Genomic DNA, 18,183 nt, shown 5'->3' on the forward strand with positions numbered 1-18,183 from the left:
CCGATCCGTGTGAACCCTTGTGGCTCCTACATCTTAGCTTATTTCCGTTTCGCATCGTTTGCGTTGGGGTTGCAAAGGTAGCCATTTTTTCATTTCTACCAAATCTTTTTTTAAGTTTTTTATATCTTTCGATAATCAGCTCAAATGCTTGCCTGGTGAGAGTTGTGGCTTGTTGCAAAACGGATAAATAAAGAGCTTTTCGTGTCGTGCTTTCTATCAAAGCGGGATGCAAAAGTAGGACTTTTTTCTTTACTGCAAAATCTTTTTTGAAAGATAGACGGCACAATGATTATAAATGAATGAAAATCAACATTATATTTTTAGAAAATCGCTTTATCAAGTAACCCGGATGGATATACTACCTGCATTAAAAACAATCCCTGAGGCGGTACTGCGAAGTCAGCATACGTACAATCCCTCATCTCTATCGCTTTCCTGAACCCCTCTATCGTCAGCTTTCCACGCCCTACTCTCAGCATCGTACCTACCATCCCCCGCACCATTCCTCTCAAAAACCGATTCGCCCGTACACGATATACTATATGCCCATCCTCTATCGTCCACGCTGATTCCATTATATTACAGTTATAAGTTCTCACCTGCGTGTTCCGCTTACTAAAAGTCATGAAGTTCTCATAGGTCTTTAATATACCCGCTGCTTCCTGCAACAGGTCAAAGTCCAGACTATAGGGATAGAAGTATCCCCTATCCTGCATAAAAGGATCCTTCTGTGTGTATAAGGTATATTTATAGGCACGATTCAGGGCATCGAAGCGGGAATGCGCTTCATCGCTTACCGCATAGACCTGCTTTAATACGATATCGCGTGACAGGATCGCATTTACCTTATAGATGAATTGCGGATGTAAAGGTTGCGCGATATCAAAGTGAAGGAAGTTCTGCAACGCATGTACCCCTGCATCTGTACGGCTGGAGCCCGTTGTCTCCACTTTCTCCCGCATGAGCAAACTAATAGCCCGGTCTATTTCAGCCTGCACCGTATGTGCTGTGTCCTGGATCTGAAAGCCACCGAACTGGGTTCCTTTATACGCTACTTCTATAAAATATCTCATAATGCCGCGAAGGTAAGACGCAAAAAGCAGAAGGCCACAAGTTGAAATTCAACCTGTGGCCTTCTGCCTTTCTATGATGAGGTGCTTATCTGTGGACCATTGCCTTGAAGCGACCTTTGTAATAATTGTCGGAGAGTACACTTTCCAAAGCTGCGAAATGCTCAGAATCATAGACCTTGGGATATGCCTGATCCAGTAAACGGTATCGGCTATCATCTGTACCCAATAGCTGTACCAACGTCTTTACCTGAGAGGTCTCCAGACAATAACCTTTCGCCTGTTTCTTAAACGCATCGATCATTCCATCATCGTCCTTTCCTCCTACAAACTTGCGGAGCAGCTTACGGAACGTATCATCATCCATTACCTTCCCACAATCAGAATTGATCATTTTCACAGATGAAGAAGACTTCTTTGTGTCTTCTGTAGCTACTGCAGGCACTTCAGCAGCAGCGGTTACAGGAGCTGCTGCTCCTTCCTCAACATCCTGCTTTTTCTTTTTACGGTCTTTTTTGCTGGTATGATCAATATTCAGATCAGATACAGCATAACCGGAAGAATCGTCTGTTAATACATTATTAGGACGCTCTTCTGTATCTGTTTTACGCTTTTTCTTCTTAGAAACAGGAGCAGGTGCTGGTTCTTCAATGGCAGGAGCAACTGATACAGTAGCAACATCTACAGCGGCTGAAGGTGTTGCCTGTGCATTGCTACCATCCTGAAAATCGATAAATGCAGGGTCTTCTGATTTTTTCTTCTTTGCTTTCTTAGCTTTTTTATCAGGTACAGGTGCATCTTCTGTTACAACAGGAGCAGGAGCTGATGCCGGTTCTGTCATAACTGTTACCGCCGTATCAGTAGTAACAGCCAGATCAGTTGCGGGTACAGGTGCTGGTGTTGCTGCTGCCTTATGTTCTTCCGCCATTACGTCAGCAAGAATCTGTTGTTCTTCATCTGTAAGTGGTTCTCTATCCCTGCGTTTCTTACGTCCTTTCTTTTCTTCAGGTTGCTGAACAGCCACTGTGGTATCCTTTGCAGGTGCCAGGATCATCCCTGTTCCGGCATTCGGATCTACCAGAGGTTCCTCTGGTCTGTCATCTTTTACGACCCTATCAAGGGATTCTGAAAACTTACTGGTTGGTTTTACCGGACGGGTTCCAGGACCTACTGTCACCCCTGCATCTTTATTTGGGAAAGCTGCTGCCAGATCCTTTTGCATAGAATCCATCATGGCCTTTTGTGGCTCCGGAACAGGAGGAGCAGGTGCTGCTGCTGTCTCAACAGGAGCTGGTGTCGATGCAGGTGGTTCTGTAACCGGAGCCGGCGCCGGTGTTTCCACTACAGGTGCAGGCGCTGCTGCTACTGTCGCTTCTTCACTCTTCTTCACAGGCCTGGTGGCTGCAAAAGTCACGATATTATATAAGCCATCCTGTTTCAACAGGTACCCCTGGTCATTGGAACCGCCAACTTTTACCAGGTACTGCTGTTCAGGTACTTCACTTTTTGCAAATCCAATACGCATATTGGCTGTACCAGCAGGCAGTTTGGAAATAATGAGATAGCCTTTATCGGAAGAGCTGAGTAATTTTCCATCAAAGCGTACATAGAAAGGCTGAGACCTTTCGCTTTGTATATAAATATAGTACTGCTTATCCTGAGCTGTCATCTGCAATGTCATCAGGAGAAAGCACGGTATCAATAAAGATTTTTTCAAATACTTAATCATAGAAATATAATATAACCCCGGAAAGGTGTTCATCAAAACCCACGCGGCTGCTTAGAAAACAAATACTATTCCAATATAACGAGGACCTCCCCTTTTTCAACAGCAGTTCGTTCAGAAACCTTGATTTCCTTAACGATTGCATCTGCGGTTGCCTTAAATACATTCTCCATTTTCATGGCTTCCAGAATAAGTACCGGATCGCCTTTCTTAATTGCCTGGCCTGGCGAAACCAATACTTTCAGTACCAGTCCGGGCATTGGCGCCTTGATATCGTTTACCTTGCGGGTGGCGCCGTGGTTGATACCCATGGCTGCCAGCAGCTGGTCTATCGGCTCTTCGATAGCGACCTCGTATGCCTGTTGCTCAATCAGGACTTTTACCTTTTTTGCGTCTTTGTCTATGTTGATGACCTGAGCTGTATAACTCCGCCCATCCAATATTACACTATAATTGCCGGTAGGCAATTCCAGCCCAGACCATTGTACGGCCTGCCCATTGCAGGAGAGCCCTTCAGGTGCCGTATTGATTGCAAATGGCGTGGTGCCATTTACGATTGCTTTGATCATAAGTTGTTTTATCTGAACTGAGACAAAAATAGCTTTTTTTGGGAGCCTTGCGGCAGCAAGGAAGGGGCCTTTTAAATATTTTTCAGAAAGGAAGAGGTTTTTAACAACCCAAATCCCATTTATTTCTAAGAATACTCGTTAATTCGTTGCAAAAATCAATTTCTTACAATGTCAAAATCTTTCAAGCAAGCATTAAAAGGCCTGCTGGTAGTATGTCTGACTGGAAGCATGTGTTATTCCCCCGCTTATGCACAGCAACCAGACAATGCCAATGATCCTCTCCTGAAGATCTACAGAGCCACTGCAACAAGAGTGAACGACCTCTCCCATACCAAACTGGATGTCCGCTTTGATTACGCCAAAAGATATCTGTACGGTAAAGCATGGCTGACCCTCAAGCCTCACTTCTACGCAACCGATTCCCTGACCCTGGATGCCAAAGGCATGGATGTCAAAACCGTTGCACTTGTAAAAGGTGGTAAAAACACCCCTTTGAAGTATACTTACGATAGCACCCAGCTGCATATACAACTAGATAAAATATATGACCGCTCCGAATCGTATACTGTGTATATAGATTACGTGGCCAGACCAGAAGAAATCAGTGCTTCCGGCAGCGCAGCTATCACTGACGCCAAAGGCCTGTATTTTATCAACCCGGATGGCACGGACAAAAATAAACCGATCCAGATCTGGACACAGGGTGAAACCGAATCCAACTCTGTATGGTTCCCTACTATTGATAAGACCGCCCAGAAATGTACCGAAGAGATCAGTATGACTGTCGAAAAGAAATACGTGACCCTCTCCAACGGTAAACTGGTAAGCCAAAAGAATAACCCCGATGGTACCCGTACCGATACCTGGAAGATGGACCTCCCCCACTCCCCTTACCTGTTCATGATGGCAGTAGGTGAATTCGCTATCGTAAAGGAACAATGGCGTGGCAAAGAAGTAAGCTACTATGTGGAAAAAGCGTACGAACCATACGCAAAAGCCATTTTCGGGAACACCCCTGAAATGCTTACCTTCTACTCCAACATCCTCGGTTATGAGTATGCATGGCCTAAGTACGCCCAGATCGTAGTAAGAGACTATGTATCCGGTGCTATGGAAAATACCACTGCTACCCTGCACGGCGATTTCGTACAGAAAACTGACAGAGAACTGCTGGATAATAACAACTACAATGAATCTGTTATCGCCCACGAACTCTTCCATCACTGGTTTGGTGACCTGGTAACGGCTGAGTCATGGAGCAACCTGACCCTGAATGAGTCTTTTGCCGACTATAGTGAATACCTGTGGCTGGAACATAAATATGGTAAAGACGATGCAGATGCACATGCGCTGGAAGCCATGGAAAGCTACAAACAGTTCGCCGAATATGCCGGCGACCGTGACCTGGTGCGTTTTCACTACCATGACAAGGAAGATATGTTCGACGCTGTAAGCTACCAGAAAGGTGGCCGTATCCTGCATATGCTCCGCAATGTTGTAGGTGATAGCGCCTTCTTCAAATCCCTGAACCTCTACCTGAAGACCAATGCCTTCAAACCTGCCGAAGCTCATCAGCTGCGCCTGGCCTTTGAAGAAGTAACCGGCGAAGACCTGAACTGGTTCTTTAACCAATGGTATTTTGGCGACGGCTTCCCTAAACTGGATGTAAGCTACCAATACAATGACGGTGCTAAAACGGTGACTGTCAATATCGCCCAAACCCAGGAATCAGGCAAGATCTTCCAGTTGCCAATGGCGATTGATATCTATGCAGGTGGTAAAAAAGAACGTCACCTGGTGAATGTGACCGATAAAACGGCTTCCTTCACCTTCCCTTATACAACGAAACCAGACCTGGTAAATGTAGATGCGGACAAAGTGCTGCTGGCTGATATCGCTGATCACAGAGACCTGAACACCTACATCTTCCAGTTCAACAATGCACCTAACTACCTGGATCGCAGGGAAGCACTGGAAGCTTGCCTGAAAGATCAGTCTAATACCGGTGCCCGCAAGGTGGTAATTGCTGCCCTGAAAGATAAATTCTATGGTATTCGCTCCCTGGCTATCAAAGGACTGAATTTGAGCGACGATGCAGTAAAATCTGCCGCCCTGCCAGTTCTACAGCAACTGGCCAAGAACGATGACAATGCGACTGTTCGTGCAGCTGCCCTGAGACAACTGGGCTCTCTGAAAGATGGACAGTTCACCTCCCTGTTCGAAGCAGCGACCAAAGACAAGTCTTATGCCGCTGCAGGTGCGGCGCTGACAAGCCTCTCTTCTATTGATGCTGATAAAGCTTATACTTTAGCGAAGCAAATGGAAGCTACCGCTAAAGGTGCACTGCGCAATGCGATTGCAAATGTGTATGCAAAAAAGGGGAATGAAGATGACATCGCGTTCTTTTCCAAAACCTTTGACGAAGCAAGTGGTCAGGAAAAGGTGGAAGATGCTATTCAGTATATCACCATCCTGGCAAATGTGGATAACGCTGATATCGTGATCAAAGGCGTAGGCCAGATCAGGGATATGGTGAAAACCTTCAATAACAAGATGGTGACTAATTATATGGTCAATATGCTGCAGCCAGTGGCCAAGAGAAAACTGGACAAGGCGACCATCGCACCTGCTGATAAAAAAGCAGACCTGATGAAGCAGTATGATTATATTAAGAAAGTGATCAGTGAGTTAAAGGACTAAAAGAAAAACCCGGTTTTGCCTTACAGCAAAACCGGGTTTTAGATATACAAGCATCGAAGAAGCATCGAACACCATTCGAACACCATTCGAACAACACTCGAAGAAGCGTCGAAGAACACTCGCAGAAACCTTATCCCAATCCAACCTCAGAATGCCTTTCCGGCACCTCTATATCCCCAAATCCCTTTTTCAACAACCAATTCCTGAATATCTGCTGCACCTCATACTCACCGTGCACCAAAAACAACTTCTTCACTTCTTTCGGGTTTTGACAAGACAACCACTGGCTTAAATCTTCATAATCGCCATGGGCACTCATTGACCGGATACTTCCCACTTCTGCCCTCACCTCATAACGGTTACCATAAATTGATACTTCCTTCGCTCCTCTCATTAACCGGCCACCCAATGATTGCGGTTCACAATAACCCACCATCAGTATGGTATTTTTAGTATCACTAATATTATTAGCAATATGATGCTTTACCCTACCTGCTTCCGCCATACCTGAAGCTGAAATAATCACGCAAGGTTCCTGACGGAAATTGAGGTTCTTTGACTCATCCACGGATTCTATAAAATGCAACCCCGGAAAATCAAATACATCGTCATCAATCTGCAACAGCTTCGCCACGGACTTATTGAACAACTCCGGATGGGCTGTCACCACCTCTGTCGCTTCCGTGGATAGCGGGCTATCCACAAAGATATCCACCTTTGGCAACTTACCATCCAGCTGCGCCTTATTCAGGGCATACAGCAATTCCTGTGTACGACCTACGCTGAATGCCGGGATGATCAGCTTTCCTTTCTTTACCTTACAGGTATCATGTATATACCTCAGCAATACATCGGTAGCTGGTGCCGCTTCCGCATGCAGGGTACTGCCATAGGTAGATTCCATGAGGATGTAATCTGCCTGTGGAAAAGTATCCGGCGATTTCAGGATCGCATCATTGTACCTGCCAATATCCCCACTGAAAGTAATGATCGTTGGTTTGCCCCCTTCTGTTATGCGAAGAGTCACTGCCGCACTACCTATGATATGCCCCGCATCTGTAAACATCACTTCCACCTCGTCATCTATTCTGTGCCATTCTTTATAGCTCTTTACCTTTTTGAAAGCAGATATGCTCTTTTTAGCATCATCCACTGTATACAGCGGCTCTTCCTGCGGCAATCCTACTTTCCGGCGCTTTTTATTGGTAAACTTTATATCCTCTTCCTGTATCCTGGCGGAGTCCATCAAAAGGATCTGGGCGAGGTCAAATGTAGCGGGGGTACAAAAGATATGGCCTTTAAAACCCCTTTTTACCAACAGGGGAATCAGGCCTGTGTGGTCAATATGTGCATGGGATAATACCATCATGGTAACAGTAGATGGGTCAAAACCCAGGTCAAAGTTCATGGCATCTGTGTCCTTTCCCATACCCTGGAACATGCCGCAATCTAATAAGATCTTTTTCCCATTCTTTAATGTAATCAGGTGTTTCGAACCGGTAACAGTTCGTGCCGCCCCATGAAAGGCTATCTTCATAATGATTGATTTTTATCAGCGTTTCTTAAACGACCAGGTGATCGCGAACGTGGCAATTACTGTGCCATCGTGGCTTCTGCCAGTAGTGTTGACGGTGATGGCGACAGGCTCCCCCGAAGCTACTGCATGCTGTATAGCTACCTGCATCCCGTCCAGTTCTTCACATGTAAAATAAGTCTTCCCAGTGGCTTTCTTCAGAAAACTGGCCTGCATACCCGTTACTAACATGGATACCCGGGCAGGTGCCGCATCGGCTGTAAACCACATAGCCGGTAATCCCGTGCTCATTTCTGCCGCCATAGCCAGACAGGCAAAATAGGTAGACTTAAAAGGATTCTGTGACAACCACCTGAAAGGTACGGAAGTGATACAAACAGCAGGGGTCAATTGTTGTACCCTTACCCCTGCCAGCCATGCTGCCGGTAATTTATACAACAAAAACAGGGAAAACTTCCAGGGTTGTGTTACTAAACGTTGGAATTTTATCATTGATTAGTGTAATAAGCAGGGTTGAGCGCATCCGGACCCCATTGCTTCAATAACATCGCTATCTTCTTCTGATCATATGAATCTGCGGATTCCAGTAAACCGGTATCCTGTGTATGTAGTCTGTTGCCCTTTGCATCCAGGATCACGATCACCGGGAAACCGAAACGCTGTGGATAACCCAGCTTTTGCAATATAGGCAGGTTCTTATTCTCCTTGCTATAATTCAGATGGTATACAATAAAGTTATTGTTCAGCAGGCTTTTCAACGTGCTATCCTCTTCTGTGAATTTATAAAATCGCTTACACCATATGCACCAGTTGCCGCCTACCTGTACCAATATGTGTTTTTTGGCAGCCGCCGCCTGCTGTTGAATAGCTGCCAGGTCTGCCGCAGCATCGGCACCCGGGTTATAAATATGCTCCAGGTCCAGGGAATGCTTTTCCTGTGCAGATAAAGTAGTAGTGGCACAAAGACACAGTAAGGCGATGAATAAGCGACTAATGATGGTCATTTTCCAGTGATTGAATATATTGATAGATTCCCAATTGGGCATTGACAGCAGGTGTACCCTTTTCAGGAGTCAAAGATATATTGTGCAACTGCGCATCCAGCATCACTGCATTGGTATTGTCTGCCAATTGAAGATTGATAATCTCTTTCAACTGGGCAGCCAGTTCCTTTGCATATACCGGGAAACAGACTTCTATACGCCTGTGGATATTGCGGTTCATCCAGTCTGCAGAACCCATATACACTTCTTCTTTCCCATTGTTATGGAAGATGAATACCCGCGCATGTTCCAGGTAGCGGTCTACAATTCTTCTTACTTTGATATTGCTGCTTTCCGGCTGGTCGGGTTGCAGACAACAGATACTACGTGCAATCAAGTCTACCTTTACTCCTGCTTCGCTGGCTTCGTACAGTTTGGCAATCATATCCTTTTCCTGCAGATTATTCAGCTTGATAATGATATGCGCCGGTTTACCAGCTTTTACATTGGCAATCTCCCTGTCTATCAGTTCGGAGAACCGGGTCTTCAGGTTAAACTGCGCCACCAGCAGGTGATTGAATTTCAGGTAATTATACTTATCCGGTTGCTGGCGGGCCTGTAGATATAAGAACAACAGTTCCAGTTCCTGGGTAATACCCGGATGTGCTGTGAGCAATACATGATCTGTATAAAAACGGGCGGTGCTTTCATTGAAATTTCCCGTGGCCATCAGCCCTGCATAATCCCATTGGTAACCACGTTTACGTTTTACCAGGGCTATCTTGGCATGTACCTTCAACCCCGGAATGCTATAGATGATCTTCACACCAGCTGCCTTCATTTTCTTGGCCCAACGGATATTGTTGGCTTCATCAAAACGGGCTTTCAGCTCTACGAATACCGTTACCTGTTTACCGTTGCGGGCAGCGCTGATAAGGGCATTGGCAATCTGTGAACTGGCTGCAATGCGATATAGTGTGATGTAAATTTCTTTGACAGTGGGATCAGTCGCCGCTTCGTTGAAGAAACGGAGAATGTAATCATATCGTTGGTAAGGGGGATGGAGAATGATATCCCTTTGTAATACCTCTTCCAGCAGATGCGGTACCTTATCCAGTTGTGGCAGATGAGCCGAAGGCTGCTTAGGATAGGTGAACAGCGGAGACTTTACCGGCATGGGCAGGTCTGCTAAATCCTTCAGGTTGTGGTAACGGCCTCCCGGCACCATTTCCTGTGGCAGGATACTGAAGTAATTACCCAGTAATTGTTTCAAGGCCAATGGCATGCTGCTGTCATAGAGAAAACGGGTAGGGATACCCAGTTCTCTTTTGGCAATCATGGTTTCTACCTGGTCCAGTATATCACTGGCCAGTTCGTTCATATCAGTTTCTGCATCACGGGTGATCTTGATACTATAGCAACCATTGACGGTATATCCCGGAAACAGCCAGCCTACATTTTCCCGGATGATGTCGTCCAGCATCACGATGTAGCTGACATCCTGAACTTGTGGGAGTTCAAAGAAACGGGGCAGTTCACTGCTGGGAATATTGACCACTGCATATTGCAGGCGATCAGGTTCATTTTCAGGAGAAACGGATACTACCAGATAAAGCTGGTTATTCTCCAGGAATGCATCTTTGGGCTTTTTCTTGTCCAGCCAAAAGGGTTGCAGAAAGCCCTGGATCTTTGTCTGGAAGTACTCCCGCATAGGAGCCAGGTGCGAAGACAGGATCTCCTGGTTATAGTAAAGATCAACCCTGTTATCTCTTAATGCCGGCAGGAGCTGCTGGGTAAGGGTATGCCCAAATTCGCCCAACTGTCTGTTGATCTCCTGCTGAATAATGGGAAGCGTATCGGTAGAAAGCGTTTCTTCCCCTGCTACTTCAGGATTGTCGCGCACCAGTTTATTCACTGCCATGACAGCGGGCATACGTACACGGAAGAACTCATCTAAGTTCGAGGAGAAGATGGACAAGAAGCGAATGCGCTCATACAGCGGCACCGCAGGATCTCTGGCCATGCTCAGCACCCTGTAGTTAAATGATAACCAGCTCAGATCACGGTCATACAGTGGAGTATTCATATATCACTTAGTTATGCACAGGGAAGAACAGCACGGCTATCACAAATGCCAACACTGAAATGATCAGACCAAACATAAATATGTTGTACGCGATGCGTAGTTGTTTATACTTTTTACCCAGTACTACCCCAAGATGGTAGATATCCTGGATCATGCTACCATAGAGGTAATCGCTATCTTTCATCATCTCTGTCATACCCCATTTATACTGCTCCAGCTCCATTTCATGGAAGTTACCAAAGAAGAGGAGATTTGTCTTTTTATTGACGATGTCTTCCCTGATAAACTTACCTTTATTCACATTTGGACGGGTAGCCAGTACTGAGAAGATAATGGTGATCACTCCTGTGGTGAGGAATAATACTGAAGGGATGATCAGGTTAGGATAGTCTTCCAGCTTGCGGAAAAGTACACCGAGTATCACAGATACTATGATAGAATTCACTGAAATCATGATGTGCGCCTTGCTGTCGGCCATGGCACTCAGGCGGATATGATTGGAGGAAGTGGTACGGAACATGGTCTCCACCCCTCTGCCGGCTTTCGGTTCTTTGTTTTGCTTTTCCGGCTTATCGATTTTCAGCTTTTTACTTTCTTTAGCAACAGCTTCTTCTAATTTCTCTTCCTTTTTCCCTCCCTTCTTCTCTGCCTTATCCTCCTGTTTCTCCAGGCGTTTTTTCAACCACGCAACGTTCTCCTCTTTCTGCTCCTGTAAGAGTGCCTGACAGTAAGCGGTATGATAATGATGCGCTTGCAGCAGTTTCAATGTACCAGCTGTCCAATCAGCACCAGTAATCTCCTTCTTATGTGTAAGCTCTATTTCCTGGTGCAATACCTTGGTCCGCTTCCTGAACTCCTTCGTACCAAAGTTGAAGAGGTCTGCATCGCAAACAATCTCTTCCAGCAGGTTGTGTGGTTCCTGTGGCATTTTGGTAGCCATAATACAACCAGTTACCTGCTCTTGTATATTTAACGGTACCATTTGTTCATTTAGAAAATTACGGGCCAGTGAAGCACCTGTCTGTTCATGTGTTTTAGACTCCCCCAGCAGGTAGCCCAGGTCATGAAACCAGGCTGCTATATACACGACTAAAAGGTCGGTATCCTGTAACCGGTAATGCGCTGAAATCTGCGCTGCTGCTGCAACAACCTGTCTGGTATGTTCCAGGTTATGGTACACCAGATTGGGGTGGGGATGATCCTGGTACTGTGTTGTCACATATTGTTGTGCGGCGTCGATGATTACACTTGTCTGCATAAGGCTTAGTTAAAAAAGCAAAACTGAGATCAGCAAGTTACTGCATTTTTGAGTTAATTTTATTCCACCATACTGCTCATCTTATGACTCTACGACATTTATTAATAGTTTGCCTGTTGTTTACTTCATGTAATTATTACAACAACAGGGATAAAAAATACGAATCTCCGAAAGGATATAAACTTGAGGAACCCACCCGGTTTCATGTAAGACAGTCCATGCAAGAGATTTCAGGCATTGTACTGGCGCCGGATGAACACCATATTCTGGCTATCAACGATGAACAGGGCCGTGTATTTTCTATCGATGTAACAGGCAATACGCCTTACCCCAACTGGAAATTCGACAAGAGCGGGGATTATGAAGACCTCGCTACCGATGGCAAAAATTGGCTGGTACTGAAAAGCAAGGGGCACCTCTATCAGGTGACAGGTCTTTTTTCTGACTCTACTGATGCCATCAATTATAAACTACCAATAGATGGCAAAAACGAGTTTGAAACCCTCTACTATGATCCCCGCAATGATGGGATGATCATGGTTTGCAAAGCCTGCGCTGATGATAAGGACAAGGGTTATAATACCGCCTACCGCTTTGATATGAAGACATGGACATTTGATGATAATCCATTCTACCGTATCAATATCGCAGATATTGAACGTCTTAGCGGCGAAAAAATGACCCTGTTCAAGCCATCAGCAGCTGCCATTCACCCTATTGAAAAGCGGCTGTACATACTGTCTGCTGTAAATAGACTGTTAGTGATCACTGACCTGGATGGAAAAGTACAGGAAGCCTATAATCTGAAACATACAGTATTCCGACAACCGGAAGGCATTTCTTTTGCCCCGAATGGCGATATGTATATTTCGAATGAATCAGCTGATGAATCGTCGGCCAATATCTTCAAGTTTAAATATAACCAAAGACCTCAGTAACGATGAAGTACCTTTTATATCTCTCCATACTTTTCCTACCCTTCGTAGCACAGGCACAGGATACACTGGCCAGGAGGATCATCCTGATAGGAGATGCCGGCGAACTGCATCAGGATGGACACAACCCTGTTATTGATGCTGTAAAGAGCCGCTTTGACTTACAGGATGCAAGAAATACTGTTCTCTACCTGGGAGATAACGTATACCCCTATGGGATGCCGGACCCTACCAGCAGCCGGTACCCACTTTCCAAAGAGATACTTGATTACCAAGTGAACCTGGTACGCAATACCAATACGCAGGCTATCTTCATTCCCGGTAATCATGACTGGGAAAAGTCAAAACCAAACGGCTGGCAGACCATCATCAATGAACAACTATATGTCGATTCATTGAACCTGCCGAATGTAAACTTCCTGCCCAAAGACGGTTGCCCAGGTCCTATAGAAATGACCCTGGATAAGAACATCACCCTCGTGATCATGGATACCGAATGGTGGTTGTTTCCTTACGCAAAACCGGGACCTGAGTCTTCCTGCGATTTCAAAACAAAACAGGATGTACTGACTGAATTGAGTGATATCGTAATCCGTAACCGGAACAAGCTGGTCATCTTTGCAAGCCACCACCCTTTCCGTAGTTATGGTATTCACGGTGGTTATTATACCCTGAAGCAACACATCTTCCCACTCACTGATCTGAACAAGGGATTGTATATTCCGCTGCCGGTGATAGGTTCTATCTATCCCCTGACCCGTGGGGTATTTGGCACGCCTGAAGATCTGCCAAATCCTGACTACCAGGAACTGGTCAATGGTGTGGAAGCAGCCTTCAAATCACATGGTCCGACCATCTTCGTAGCAGGTCATGATCATGCTTTACAGTTCATCAAAGACAAAGAGAATTACTATATCGGCAGTGGTAGTGGAGCAAAAGAAACCCGGGTGAAGAAAGGTGCGAAGTCTCTCTATGCCAGTAACGAGAATGGCTATGCTGCACTGGAGATTTCAAAGAACGGGAATATCACCGTGCAATATTATACTGTAGATAAAAGCGATGGTCCTTCATTTGCCAGCAACCTTTTCAACGTACAGGATATTCGTTCTGAACAACTGGCCAATGCAAGTCATACTGCAAAAGAATTACCCCCATTCGTGACCTTGCCTGCGGATACACAGTATATCCACAAAACTGGTATTCACTATTGGTTACTGGGTAAGAACTATCGCGATGTATGGGCGGCCCCTGTTAACTTCCCCGTACTCGATATCAACAAAGAAAAAGGCGGTCTGAAAATATTGCAGAGAGGTGGTGGTATGCAAACCCTCTCTCTCCGCCTGGAAGATAAATCAGGTACAGAATGGGTTTTACGCTCTGTAAAGAAATACCCCGAAAAAGCGATTCCAGCTGAACTGAAAAACACCATTGCAAAAGATGTAGTGCAGGACCAGATCTCTGCCTCCAATCCATATGCTACCATGGCTGTGGCCAGCCTGGCAGAGGCCGCAGGCGTTCCGCATACCAACCCGACATTTGTATACTTACCGAAAGATACTTCCCTCGGCATCTATGCCAGCACCCATGGTGATGATGTGTATCTCTTTGAAGAAAGAGAACCTGTTGTAAAAGGCAAAACATACAATACTGTCAAGGTATTGGAACAAATACATGGTGACAATGATAACACCATCGACCAGGAAGCTGTAGCCCGCGCCCGTATGCTGGATCTGCTAATGGCTGACTGGGATCGTCATGATGACCAGTGGAGATGGGGGGTGAAGAAACACAAGAAACGGGATACCAAAGAATACTATCCTGTGCCTCGCGATCGTGACCAGGCCTTCTTTGTAAACCAGGGTGTGATCACCGCCATCGCTGCCAGAAAATGGGTGATGCCGAAGTTCCAGGGGTTCAAACCTTACTTCCCGAACATCGAATATCAGAACCCATCTGCACAGCCGTTTGATCGGTCTTTCATGAATGAGATCGATGAAAAGAAATGGAAAGATATCAGTCACGAGCTGGTACTGAGTCTGCCTGATTCTGTGATCGCTGCTGCTGTGGCCCGTTTCCCGGACACTGTGCAGAAGAAGGTAGGTGACTTTACGTATCGTACACTCATTGCCCGTCGTGATAAACTGGAAACGGCTTCCCTTGACCTTTACCGCTTTCTGTCAAAGGATGTAGATGTAACAGGTACAAAGAAAGATGAACGGTTTACCATCGAAAGACAACAAGATGGATCAGTATCCCTGAATGTGAATAAGATCAGCAAGAAAGGTGAGGTACAACAAAACATCTACTCCCGCACCTTTGATCCGAAGGTAACGAGGGAAATAAGGATCTTTGGTCTGGGTGGTGAAGATAAGTTCGACATCAAAGGTGATTATTATACGCCTATTCACATCCGCATTATCGGTGGTAAAGACAATGATACTTACAGAGACATTACCACTCAGCATGCAGGCAATCATATCCGCATCTATGAGAAACGCGGTGGTGCCGATACTTTTGCGCTGGCAGGTAATGAACGTAAGGTCCTTTCTTACAACCCGGACAATATCAAATATGAACGTACACCACTGCTATATACCTATGATAAACTGATGCCACTGGCAACTGCTGGTTTCAACAGCGATGATGGATTGTCACTGGGTGTAGGTTTCCAGTACACCAAACAAGGTTTCCGCAAGCGACCATTTGCTTCCAGGCAAACGGGGATGGCAGGTCATAGCCTGGGTACAAATGCCTGGCAGTTCCGCTACATGGGTGAATTCACGGATGTAATCGGGAATACTGATCTGGCATTGACAGCCACTGCAAAGGCTCCTAACAATACCATCAACTTCTTTGGCTATGGTAATGAAACCGTATTTGAGAAAGACCTGAAGATTAAATATTACCGTACCCGTTTCAGTCTGTACAATGTAGAGCCACTCTTCAAAACGAACCTGTCCAACAAGTTCCAGCTGATCTACGGACCTACCTTTACTTATTATACATTGGATAAGGATGCGACTAAAGGCAGGATCATTGAGGACTTTGATAAAAATGGACTAGACTCTCTGTCTGTATATCAAGGCAAGTATTACGCAGGCTTGAAACTGGGTTACCAGATCGATACCCGTAATAATACGATAGCACCTACCAGAGGTTTCTACTGGAATACCACCTTACATGGTAACCAGGGTTTGAATGAGCAACAGCGCCATTACCTGCAACTGTCTACGGACATGAGTATCTATACCAGCTTTAGCACACCGGCTAACCTGGTACTGGTCACAAGGTTTGGGGGTGGTAAGCTGTGGGGCCACTATGAATATTTCCAGGCCATGTATTTAGGTGGTGTACAAAACCTGCGCGGTTATCGTAACTACCGCTTTGCCGGCGATGCTATGGCATTCAATAATACAGAGCTGCGATTGAAACTGTTTGAATTCCGTTCTTACCTGTTCCCGGCTACTGTGGGTTTATTAGCCTTCAATGATGTGGGCAGGGTATGGAAGAGTGGGGAGAAATCTTCCGCCTGGCATGATGGGTATGGTGGAGGTATCTATTTTAGTCCGGTGAATATGCTGATACTCACAGCGACGGTAGGTAGATCTGAAGAGGAGGTGTTACCTTATATCACATTTGGATTCAGGTTCTGATAATAAAAAACCTTCATGAAAGAGGGAATTCACCAACGGGGAATGAAAACCATTTTCAGAAAAAACCCTCATGAACCGGGTTCACAAACGACTATGAAAATGGTGGTACCTTCGACAAAAGTACTACCATGGAACAATCACATATCAGTTTTGAACAGGTTGTGAGTCGCGGCTGTGGCCTCGATGTTCACCAGGAGAATGTAGTAGCCACCATCAGAGGAAATGGGTTGGAAGAACAAACCCGCACTTTTAGCACTTTCACAAGTTCACTTAGGGACCTGGTAGCTTGGCTTGAAGAATCCGGCATTACACATGTCGCAATGGAGAGCACGGGGGTTTACTGGAAGCCTGTTTTTAATATACTGGAACCTCACTTTGAACTTATTCTGGTCAATGCCCGGCATATTAAATATGTGCCGGGGCATAAGACCGATCGCAATGACAGTGCCTGGATTGCAAAATTATTGCTAAGCGGGCTACTAAAGGGAAGTTTTATTCCACCGCAATACACTCGCGAATTACGGGAATTGTACCGATACAAACGTAAAGTAATAGGACAGCGGTCCAGTGAATATAACCGGTTACAGAACATTTTAGAGACAGCCAATATCAAATTGAGCACTGTAGTCAGTGATGTATTCGGTGTAAGTGGCTGGTCAATGATCACTGCCATTATTGAAGGAGAACAGGATCCTATGATATTGGCCAATTTGGCAAAAGGCAGGCTCAAAATCAAAAAACAAGAGCTTATTCTTGCATTAGAAGGCCATCTTAATGAGCATCACCGTTTTATGCTCAGCCTGTCTAAAACTGTTATTTTACAGCTAAATGACCTACTTGGTCAGGTGGATAACCGTATAGATCAGTACTTAAAAAAATGGGAGGAAGAAGTAAAATTACTTCAGACTATTCCCGGAGTACAAAAACAAACAGCTACCGCCATCTTAGCCGAAATAGGTACAGATATGCATGCGTTCCCTAATCAGCATCATTTGGCTAGTTGGTGTGGTTTATGTCCTGGTAATAATGAAAGTGCCGGAAAAAAGAAAAGTGAAAGAATCAATCATGGCAACAGATCCCTTAAAACCGCACTCGTGGAAGCAGCATGGGCTGCAGCACATACGAAAGATACTTATCTGAAAAGAAAATATTATACTTTGAGTATACGAAGAGGCAAAAAACGAGCACTTATTGCAATTTCACACAAAATCCTAATTGCCGCTTATTTTATACTCAAAAATAGAGTGCCATATATGGAACCTGATAATCAGGAGTGGCTAAAAAAAAGAAAGCAGGCGCAGATAAATAATTATCTCAGACGCCTGCGCGAGCTTGAGGCATTACCCCCATCTCAATAAGATTACTAAGTTACAAAAATCGACCTTTTATTGGTGCTTTTTCAGCCTGTAGAAAAAACTGATTTAAGACTCTAAGTACAAACGATTGTTGCTATAAGCACGAAAAGAAAATTTTAATCCTATAGAGTCATATCAAATTATGGCCTGGACGAACTATTTTCAAAGAAAAAAGCTATTTAACCGACTGTCGGACGTACATTTGGATCAATAAATTAGTTACTAAGGGATGTTACCTTTAAATAAGGCTGCCAACCGTCATAATCATAAAACTATCGATAGGTAAACCATGTGAGTTTTTAGTACTCAAAACA

Annotated in this window: 13 protein-coding genes; 4 read left to right on the forward strand and 9 right to left on the reverse strand. The window is 45.0% G+C overall.

Annotation, left to right across the window (positions count from 1 at the left end; all coding sequences use genetic code 11):
* From BW716_RS37895 to BW716_RS38785, 4 genes are all read right to left on the reverse strand, one after another.
* The coding region (locus BW716_RS37895; protein ID WP_220388879.1) for a hypothetical protein at positions 1–286 on the reverse strand (286 nt) is incomplete at its 3' end.
* A 34-nt stretch (positions 287–320) separates the two neighbouring features.
* The gene (gene truA / locus BW716_RS32155; protein ID WP_083730158.1) at positions 321–1,073 is read right to left on the reverse strand and encodes a tRNA pseudouridine(38-40) synthase TruA; all 753 of its coding nucleotides are present in this window, start codon (positions 1,071–1,073) and stop codon (positions 321–323) included.
* Between the two features lie 85 nt (positions 1,074–1,158).
* Positions 1,159–2,799 carry a DUF4476 domain-containing protein gene (locus BW716_RS32160; RefSeq protein WP_143709157.1) on the reverse strand — a complete coding sequence of 547 codons (1,641 nt, stop codon included), beginning with the start codon at positions 2,797–2,799 and terminating at the stop codon, positions 1,159–1,161.
* A gap of 65 nt (positions 2,800–2,864) precedes the next feature.
* Positions 2,865–3,365, reverse strand: a complete 501-nt coding sequence (locus BW716_RS38785) for a biotin/lipoyl-containing protein (protein WP_083730160.1) — start codon at positions 3,363–3,365, stop codon at positions 2,865–2,867.
* A gap of 168 nt (positions 3,366–3,533) precedes the next feature.
* On the opposite strand from BW716_RS38785, the gene BW716_RS32170 reads away from it, so the two are divergent.
* A complete protein-coding gene (locus BW716_RS32170) occupies positions 3,534–6,065 on the forward strand; it encodes a M1 family metallopeptidase (protein ID WP_083730161.1) in 2,532 nt (843 codons plus the stop codon).
* 130 nt (positions 6,066–6,195) lie between these two features.
* Here BW716_RS32170 and BW716_RS32175 read toward each other — a convergent pair whose 3' ends face one another.
* The 5 genes from BW716_RS32175 to BW716_RS32195 are packed head-to-tail and all read right to left on the reverse strand — an operon-like array spanning position 6,196 to position 11,926.
* Complete coding sequence (locus tag BW716_RS32175; protein WP_083730162.1) at positions 6,196–7,602, reverse strand: MBL fold metallo-hydrolase RNA specificity domain-containing protein; 1,407 nt, start codon at positions 7,600–7,602, stop codon at positions 6,196–6,198.
* Between the two features lie 15 nt (positions 7,603–7,617).
* Positions 7,618–8,091 carry a DUF4442 domain-containing protein gene (locus BW716_RS32180; protein WP_083730163.1) on the reverse strand — a complete coding sequence of 158 codons (474 nt, stop codon included), beginning with the start codon at positions 8,089–8,091 and terminating at the stop codon, positions 7,618–7,620.
* Positions 8,088–8,603, reverse strand: a complete 516-nt coding sequence (locus BW716_RS32185; RefSeq protein ID WP_083730164.1) for a thioredoxin family protein — start codon at positions 8,601–8,603, stop codon at positions 8,088–8,090. The genes BW716_RS32180 and BW716_RS32185 overlap by 4 nt, the downstream gene beginning before the upstream one ends.
* Positions 8,590–10,668, reverse strand: coding sequence for a polyphosphate kinase 1 (gene ppk1 / locus BW716_RS32190; RefSeq protein ID WP_083730165.1), 2,079 nt, complete (start codon positions 10,666–10,668; stop codon positions 8,590–8,592). The genes BW716_RS32185 and ppk1 overlap by 14 nt, the downstream gene beginning before the upstream one ends.
* A 7-nt stretch (positions 10,669–10,675) precedes the next feature.
* Positions 10,676–11,926 carry a Pycsar system effector family protein gene (locus tag BW716_RS32195; protein WP_083730166.1) on the reverse strand — a complete coding sequence of 417 codons (1,251 nt, stop codon included), beginning with the start codon at positions 11,924–11,926 and terminating at the stop codon, positions 10,676–10,678.
* A gap of 83 nt (positions 11,927–12,009) precedes the next feature.
* Between BW716_RS32195 and BW716_RS32200 the strand changes: the two genes are divergently transcribed.
* The 3 genes from BW716_RS32200 (at position 12,010) to BW716_RS32210 (ending at position 17,872) form a co-directional block, all read left to right on the forward strand.
* Complete coding sequence (locus tag BW716_RS32200; RefSeq protein ID WP_083730167.1) at positions 12,010–12,864, forward strand: SdiA-regulated domain-containing protein; 855 nt, start codon at positions 12,010–12,012, stop codon at positions 12,862–12,864.
* A 2-nt stretch (positions 12,865–12,866) separates the two neighbouring features.
* A complete protein-coding gene (locus BW716_RS32205; RefSeq protein ID WP_083730168.1) occupies positions 12,867–16,514 on the forward strand; it encodes a BamA/TamA family outer membrane protein in 3,648 nt (1,215 codons plus the stop codon).
* Between the two features lie 128 nt (positions 16,515–16,642).
* Positions 16,643–17,872, forward strand: coding sequence for an IS110 family transposase (locus tag BW716_RS32210; protein ID WP_083730169.1), 1,230 nt, complete (start codon positions 16,643–16,645; stop codon positions 17,870–17,872).
* Positions 17,873–18,183 lie beyond the last annotated feature (311 nt).

The organism is [Flexibacter] sp. ATCC 35208, assembly GCF_001975825.1.
Taxonomy (GTDB): domain Bacteria; phylum Bacteroidota; class Bacteroidia; order Chitinophagales; family Chitinophagaceae; genus Chitinophaga.